Annotated in this window: 7 protein-coding genes; 2 read left to right on the forward strand and 5 right to left on the reverse strand. The window is 68.3% G+C overall.

Annotation, left to right across the window (positions count from 1 at the left end; genetic code table 11):
• From RMN86_RS14705 to RMN86_RS14715, 3 genes are all read right to left on the reverse strand, one after another.
• Positions 1–1,100 (reverse strand): sulfotransferase (locus RMN86_RS14705; protein ID WP_309606607.1); only part of this gene is annotated, 1,100 nt, incomplete at its 3' end.
• Positions 1,101–1,181: 81 nt separating this feature from the next.
• Complete coding sequence (locus RMN86_RS14710) at positions 1,182–2,372, reverse strand: aspartyl/asparaginyl beta-hydroxylase domain-containing protein (RefSeq protein WP_309606608.1); 1,191 nt, start codon at positions 2,370–2,372, stop codon at positions 1,182–1,184.
• Positions 2,373–2,609: 237 nt separating this feature from the next.
• Positions 2,610–3,254, reverse strand: a complete 645-nt coding sequence (locus tag RMN86_RS14715; RefSeq protein WP_309606609.1) for a hypothetical protein — start codon at positions 3,252–3,254, stop codon at positions 2,610–2,612.
• Between the two features lie 119 nt (positions 3,255–3,373).
• Between RMN86_RS14715 and RMN86_RS14720 the strand changes: the two genes are divergently transcribed.
• Positions 3,374–4,390, forward strand: a complete 1,017-nt coding sequence (locus RMN86_RS14720) for a retropepsin-like aspartic protease (protein WP_309606610.1) — start codon at positions 3,374–3,376, stop codon at positions 4,388–4,390.
• Here the strand turns inward: RMN86_RS14720 and sppA are convergent.
• Positions 4,387–6,162 (reverse strand): signal peptide peptidase SppA, encoded by a 1,776-nt coding sequence (gene sppA, locus RMN86_RS14725; protein ID WP_309606611.1) that lies wholly within the window; start codon positions 6,160–6,162, stop codon positions 4,387–4,389. The genes RMN86_RS14720 and sppA overlap by 4 nt on opposite strands.
• Positions 6,159–6,407 carry a hypothetical protein gene (locus tag RMN86_RS14730; protein ID WP_309606612.1) on the reverse strand — a complete coding sequence of 83 codons (249 nt, stop codon included), beginning with the start codon at positions 6,405–6,407 and terminating at the stop codon, positions 6,159–6,161. Before RMN86_RS14730 ends, sppA begins: the two co-directional genes overlap by 4 nt.
• Here RMN86_RS14730 and RMN86_RS14735 point away from each other — a divergent pair.
• On the forward strand, positions 6,394–7,143 hold the full coding sequence (locus RMN86_RS14735) for an SDR family oxidoreductase (protein WP_309606613.1): 750 nt from the start codon (positions 6,394–6,396) through the stop codon (positions 7,141–7,143). The two genes, RMN86_RS14730 and RMN86_RS14735, sit on opposite strands and share 14 nt — an antisense overlap.
• The last annotated feature ends 57 nt before the right edge of the window (positions 7,144–7,200 follow it).

Genomic DNA, 7,200 nt, shown 5'->3' on the forward strand with positions numbered 1-7,200 from the left:
TTGCCCTTCACGTCGAGGCCATAGCCCGCGACGCGCGACCAATAGGCGTCGACGCGCGCCTTCACCGCGTCGACCGACAGATCGATAAGCGGCCGCAGGGTGTCATGTTGCAGGAAGAATTCTGAAATCTCGTCGTTGAGCGTCGGCTTTTCCTCCAGCGCGACGATGTTGCGATGGCTGGCCAGGATCTGTTCCAGCAAGGTGGTTCCCGACCGCGGAAAGCCCACCAGGAAGACGTGGTTGACGTCCGGCTCGCCCCCCAGGTCGGTCCGGGGGAAGACCTCGATGTCGCTTTCGAACTCCCGCCGGATCCGATCGCACAGGTCGGTGGCGGATTCCGCGCCAGGACCGGAATGCTGGGGTGCGAACATGCGCCGCTGGATCGCATTGCCCTGATCATAGGCTGCAAACGCCTCATCGAACCGCCCGAGCGCGTCGAGAGCATCCCCATGCAGCCGCAGGAGCGGCGCGCGCTGCAGCGGCGCGACGTTGGGGCGGGCGAGTTCGGCGGCGAGCCTTGCGACCACGGCCTCATGTTCGCCGGCGTCGTTGTCGAGCGTCGCCAGGGTCAGAAAGGCGGCGGGCTCGGCGGGATCGAGCTTCAGGGCGGCGAGAGCCCGGGCCCGCGCCTCGGTCGGCTGTTTTTCATGCAGCGCCAGCAGGGCCAGAGCGCCCCTCGGATCGGGATAGTCGGGGGCGAGGTCTGCCGCCCGGGTCTGCGCCAGGCGGGATTCCCGCAGATCGCCCAGGGCCCAGAGCGCCAGGCCCGCGCCGTGGTGCGCGGGCGCGAAATCGGGGTCGCGCTGCAGGGCGGCGGCAAAGGCCCGCAGCGCGTTCTGCGGCGCCGCCTGTTTGAGCCAGGAATGGCCGATGGCGGTGAGGATGGTGACGTCGTCGGGGTCGGCCTGCAGGGCCTGGTCCAGGAGTTTCAGCGACCCTTCAAAGTCGCCCTTCATTTCCAGCCGGTGGGCGCAGAGATTGAGCAGGGTCGGGTGGGTCATGCCCAGGGCGATCGCCACCTCGGCCAGATCGATCGCGCCTTCGATATCGTTGGCCGCGAGCTTCCGATTGATGGCTTCGAATGCGGCCGCGCGATCCAAGTGTCTACCTCGAGGACTGGATTTGGGGGATAGCAACGACGCCATGCCTCAGCCCGTCACCCGGCGCAACGCCTGGCGCGGCTAGAGGCTCTCCGAATAGGCTTCCGAGTCCCCGTGAAATTCGTCGATGGCCTGTAGCAGCGCACCGTACATCGCCCGTTCGTCCTGCGACAATTGCGGGCTCCAGACGTCGGCGATCAGAATGACCCGCAGGTCGTCGCTGTTGTTCCAGGCCTCGTGTTCGATGGTGTCGTCGAACACCCACGCCTTGCCCGGTGTCCAGCGCCGGGTTTCCGACCCGACCCGGAACCCGCAATTGTCCGGAACGATCAGCGGCAGGTGCAGCACCACCCGGGTGTTGGTCACGCCATGATGCGGCGGTATCGCGGTGTGCGGCCGGAGCGCGGAGAACATCGCCACCGGCGAGCGGTTTGGCGCCACGGGCTGTGGGATCAGCGAAAGCGCCTTGAGGGTCTTCGGGAACCATCGGGCGGTCTCCTCGACGACGCGCCCGTTCTTCTTCAGGAACAGCGATGACCAGGCCGGGGAATGGTTGAGATCGGCCCATTGGTCCACCGGCGCGCCGACCGGCAACTGAACGTAGGGCGCAAAATCATCGGCGCCTCCGGAAAGATAGACCTGCAGCTCCTCGAGTATGTCTGCAAAGCAGCTCTCGACGCCGGCCAGCCACGGGAATTCATCATTGTCGTAGAACTCAATGGCGCGCAGTCCGGGGAAATGAAAATCGGAAGGTTGTTGCCCGTAGACGCGGGACTTGCCGCTGACGATGTCGACAAAGTGGTCGAAGCGGCGCCGTCGCCCCTCCGGCGCGGTTCCAAAGCGGGCCAGCATCGAAGCCCGCACATCGGCTGAAAACGCGTCGATGTAGCTCGCGTACTGCGCTCGCGCCCGGGAAACGGCGGCCAGGGTCGGCCGGTCGAGTTCGGCGTCACGCGGCGCGAACAACAACGCCAGGGCGTAGGTGCGGCCGGCTTCGGCGAACCTGCCTTGAGCGTCGAAGATCGAGCCCTTCATCAGGAGCGCGTGAAACGACCGCGGTTCGATGCGCAGCCCCTGCGCGATGGCCTGCAAGGCCGCGTCCACCTGGCCCGTCGTGCGCAGCAGGCCAGCATAGCTCAACCACGCCACGAGATTGTCCGGATCGACGTCAAGCGCGCGTTCAAGAATCTTCAGCGCCCTGGAGGGATCGCCCGAGGCGATCGCCTGTAGCGGCGTCATCTCAGCTTCGCGCTCGATGTCGGCGTCGGTCATCGCGATCTGCTCCAGCCTTGTCCGGCTTTCTTCCCGGCAATCCGCCGGTCAGCGGCGCGGTCCTGGCGCGCCACGCCCGTGTCCCGATTGCGTAGCCCGCATCCGCCCGCGGTCAGCTCAAACGAATTCTGACGCGGATAAGAACACTATCAAGTCTTTGTTTTCCAGTGTGCTTCCTGGATCTGACGTTCGCTCAGAGCCTGATCCCTCAAGAGGGCGAACTGCAGATCCAGCACATTAGCGTTGGCGTTGCACGCGGACACCGGGCGCTCCGTCCAGCGACACGAAGAAGCTTCCCATCATCCCGCGGCTGACGATCGCCTTCATGCCTTTCTTCGGGCTTCTGGCGAATTGCGACTGATCGACCTGACGCCAGGTCGAGCCGTCATCGAAGGTGAACAGAAGATGGCCGTCCGCGCCCGCCTGCGTGGAGGCGAGGACAAGTTCGATCCGTTGATCGGCGTCGTCCGAGCGCCCGGGACCCAGAAGCAGCGACAGACTTGGCAGGGTCAAACCGAAGGCCTGGCGCTTCATGGTTCGAATTCGCTCGCGGTCGACCAGGACGACGTCGCCCTTCGTCGCGGCCGCATCGAGCCGGCTCACCGCCTTGTCGAAGCAGGCCAGTCGCCCCTGAGGGTCGGTGACGGCGCGGCAGTCGAGCACTTCCTGCAGCAGAGGCGCGCGCGGGTCGAGATCGGTCCTGGGGGCCGCCCAGGCGTTCATCGCCCCCGCGGACAGGGCCAGGACGGATACGAGAACAGCGGATTGTCTTGCGAACAACGGCAAATTCATTCGGTGATCCACCTCCGCCAGCCCTCCATCCGCCGTAGACGCCCACGGTCTCGCTCGCTCATAGGACGGCTGTCGCGGGATGGCCAGCATCCGCGCCCGCCAAGCCGCACGCCGCGGCCAGCCCCGGCTCCGCGCCCAGGCAAGGCGTGACGCCACCCTTTCGCTTTCCTCCGCGCTCGGGCAAGCTTGACGGCCCCGAAGGAGACACCATGGCGTCAGCGCAGGGATGGTCCAGACGCGGCCTGGCGGCGGCCCTGGCGCCTGCGTTGTTGAGCGGCTGCGTCTCGCGGCGGCTGGTCTCGGTCAATCTGCTGGACACGGAGCCACGAACCCCGCCCCCCACCGCCAGCCTCGGGGCCCGGCTGGAGACCGCCTTCGACGAGGCCAAGCGGATGGTGGTGCCGGTGTTCGTCAACGGCCGGGGCCCGTTCGCCTTCGCGGTCGACACCGGCGCCAATCGGTCTGTTGTGGCGTCCGAAGTGGCCGCCGCCTGCGACCTGCCCTCGGCGGGCCAGGCTGACGTTCACGGGATCGCCGGCGCCCAGCCCGCGAACCTGGCGGCCGTGCGCCGCCTGGCGGTCGGCGGGGTGGTGTCTTCGAATCTCATGCTGCCGGTCCTCCCACGCGCGGCGCTGGGCGCCGACGGCCTGCTGGGCGTCGATGTGATGCGCGGACGGCGCATGATGCTGGGCTTCGCGCTGAACCGCTTCGAGATCGGAACTTCCGGCCTGGGCGCGGAGATCGGCCGGGACTCCAACTCCAGGATCGTGTCGCACGTCGAGCCGATCCAGGTGGGGGCGACCTATCGCTATGGCCAGTTGGTGATCCTCGACGCCGCGGTGGGCGAGGTTGCCGTAAGCGCCTTCCTGGACTCGGGTTCGCAGGTCACCGTCGGCAATCTCGCCCTGCGCGACGCCGTCGTGCGCCGGCGCCCGGATTTCGGCATGCATCTGGCGCCGGTTCCGTTGCTCAGCGCCACCGGCCAGACCGCGATGGGCGAGTTCGCGCTCCTGCCGCCGCTGCGCCTGGGCGGCATGGCGATCAATCAGGTGATCGGCGTCTTCGCCCCCTTGCACATCTTCGACCTGTGGAAACTGGCCGACCGGCCGGCGATCCTGATCGGCATCGACGTGCTGCGTCATTTCCACGACGTGACGCTCGACTTCGGCCGCAGACAGGTGGTGTTCACGCCCGCGCCGCCACGCGAACGGCCGCCGCGGGCTTAGCGCACCCGCGTCGGCGCCAGCACCAGGGCGCCCTGGCCGCGCAGGCGGGCCTGGCCGATCTCGTCGAGCACGGCCTGCGCGCGGGGGTCGCCGAACACCCAGGCCGCGGCCGCCAGGGTCCGCGCCGAGGCGGCCGAGACGCCCAGCAGCTTCTGCAGCGCCTCGAGGGACGACCCGGAGGGCGACATGCGCTTCAGGCGGGGTTCCCCGGTCATCCTGGCCAGAGTCTTGGCCCGATCCACCGCCTGATAGAAGCCGCCGATCTCATCGACCAGGCCCAGGTCTTTGGCCTGGACGCCGGTCCAGACGTGGCCCTTGGCGATCTCGCGGACACGGTCGGCCGGCAGGTGGCGCCCGACGGCCACCCGGGCGACGAAATTGTCGTAGATGCGGTCCATCCAGCGGGCGAAGGCCGCGCGGTCGGCGGGCGAGAACTCCCGGCCCAGGCCAAATGCGCCGGCATAGGGGCTGCCGACCCCCAGCTGGCGGACATTGACCCCGAACTTCTCCAGCGCCGGACCGAGCGCGAACTTGCCCCCGAACACGCCGATGGAGCCGGTCAGGGTCGAAGGTTCGGCGACAATGGCCGAGGCCTCCGAGGAGATCCAATAGCCCCCCGAGGCGGCATAGGTCCCCATGGAGACCACCACCGGCTTACCCGCGGCCTTGGCGGCGCGGATGGCGTCGAGGATCTGTTCCGACGCGGTGTCCGAGCCGCCCGGCGAGTTCACCCGAAGCACGATGGCCTTCACGTCCTTGGCCTTCATGGCGGCATAGATGGCGTCGGCCATGTCGTCGGAATGGATCGACGAACCGCCGCTGAACGGATTGCCGCCCTGGTCGGCGCCGGTGACGATGTCGCCCTCGGCCTCGATCACGGCGATCGCCGGACCCGCGCCGGGCTCGCGCAGGCGGCGGCCGTGGGCATAGTCCTCGAACTCGACCATCGCGGCGCCGGGGCCGGCGGCCTTCAGCAGGCTCGCCTGGGCCTCATGCACCTGGCCGACATGATCGATCAGGCGCAGCTTCAGCGCTTCGTCCGCCAGGTAGGGTCCGGCCTCGATGGCGGTCTTCAGGACCGTGAGGTCGAGCTTGCGGTCGGCCGCGGCGGTGGCCAGGTCGGTGGCGTAGATAGAGCCCAGCCACGACAGTTCAGCCTCCCGGTGGGCCGCGGTGTAGTCGTCGTAGAGGTAGCCGTTGACCGCGTTCTTGTACTGGTACCGCTGCTCGTAGTCGGCCTTGATCCCGTGCTTGTCGAAGAACCCCTTGAAGAACAGGTCCTCGTTGGCCAGGCCGGTCACCTGGAACGAGGCGCCCGGCTGCATCCACAGGTCACCGGCCGATGCGCCGAGCATATAGGTCGCGGTGACCATGCCCGAGGGATAGAGGCCCTGGCTGTGGGCGATCACCGGCTTTCCCGACGCGCGGAAGTGGGTCAGCCCCAGGCGCAGCTCGTCGGCCAGGCCAGGCTCCATCCCGCCCTCTGGCAGGCGCACCAGCAGGGCCCTGACGTGGTCGTCGGTTTCGGCCCGGCGCAGCGCCTCGATGATCGACATGGCCGATTGCCCGCGCCGGGTGAGGCTGGCCAGCGGGTTGCGCGGCGACTGGTCGCTCAAGGGTCCGCGCAGGTCGAGTTCGAGCACCGCCCGGGGCGGGGTCGGCGCCGGGCCAGCGGCGCTGGCGGCCATGGCGAGCAGCACGAAGGGCACGCCGATCATGAAGATCAGGAGCCCGGCGAACACGCCGGCCGCGGTGATCAGGAACTGCTTCATCGGAACTTCAGGCGCGCCCAGGGGATGTCAACAGCGGGGGCTGTGAGGATGCGTCTCGCACACAAATCCGGGGCCGCAAAGATCGGCGTGCCCGAGCCGGCATAGTCGAGCCGGCGCGCGCTGAAGCCGAGGCATTTGACCTTGAGCTCACCGATGCGATTGCCGACAAGGATGCCGGCCCCTTGGACCGTCGCCGCGTTGGGCGTCAGGCGAGTGGGCCGGAGGGAGACGATGGCCTTCGCCACCTATCCGAGCCTTGAAAACAAGGTGGTGTTCATCACCGGCGGCGCATCGGGCATCGGGGCGAGCCTGGTCGAGGCGTTCCACGCTCAGGGCTCGCGCGTGGCCTTCATCGACCTGCGGGCCGACGCCGGACGGGCGCTCTGCGAACGGCTAGGCGGCGCGTGGTTCGCGCGCTGTGACGCCACCGACGCCGACGCGCTGGCGGCTTCGGTCCGTGACGCCGCCCGGGCGCTGGGGCCGATCGCCGTGCTGATCAACAACGTCGCCGATGACACCCGCCATCAGGCTGCTGACCTTTCGGCGGAAGCCTGGCGCAGGGGCCTGGCGATCAACCTCGATCCGGCGTTCGTCGCCGCCACCGCGGTCTATCCAATGATGCGGGCCGCGGGCGGCGGGTCGATCGTCAATGTCAGCTCGATCAACGCCCTGCTGGGCCCGGCGGACCTGGCCGGCTACGCGGCCGCCAAGGGGGCGATCAACGCGCTTTCCAAATCCCTGGCGCGCGCCTGGGGGCCAGACAACATCCGGGTCAACGCGCTGTCGCCCGGCTGGGTGGTGACCGAGCGCCAGCTTGAGCGGTGGCTGACGCCGGACGCGGAAGCAGCGTGGATGGCTCAGGTGGCGCTGAAGGCCCGCATCCAGCCGCAGGATGTGGCGCGGCTGGCCCTGTTCCTCGCCGCCGACGACAGCGCCATGATCACCGGCCAGAACCTGATCATCGATGGCGGGCGCACCTGAGGGTTCAGATCTTCAGCACCTGCTTGGCGATGATGTTGCGCTGGATCTCGTCGGACC

The sequence above is a fragment of the Phenylobacterium sp. genome, from assembly GCF_031360265.1.
Taxonomy (GTDB): domain Bacteria; phylum Pseudomonadota; class Alphaproteobacteria; order Caulobacterales; family Caulobacteraceae; genus Phenylobacterium.

What these genes read in the sequence shown, in the direction of transcription:
- RMN86_RS14720 (WP_309606610.1), top strand. Translation starts at nt 3,374, where the DNA reads ATGGCGTCAGCGCAGGGATGGTCCAGACGCGGCCTGGCGGCGGCCCTG.
- RMN86_RS14710 (WP_309606608.1), bottom strand. Translation starts at nt 2,372, where the DNA reads ATGACCGACGCCGACATCGAGCGCGAAGCTGAGATGACGCCGCTACAG.
- sppA (WP_309606611.1), bottom strand. Translation starts at nt 6,162, where the DNA reads ATGAAGCAGTTCCTGATCACCGCGGCCGGCGTGTTCGCCGGGCTCCTG.
- RMN86_RS14715 (WP_309606609.1), bottom strand. Translation starts at nt 3,254, where the DNA reads ATGCTGGCCATCCCGCGACAGCCGTCCTATGAGCGAGCGAGACCGTGG.
- RMN86_RS14735 (WP_309606613.1), top strand. Translation starts at nt 6,394, where the DNA reads ATGGCCTTCGCCACCTATCCGAGCCTTGAAAACAAGGTGGTGTTCATC.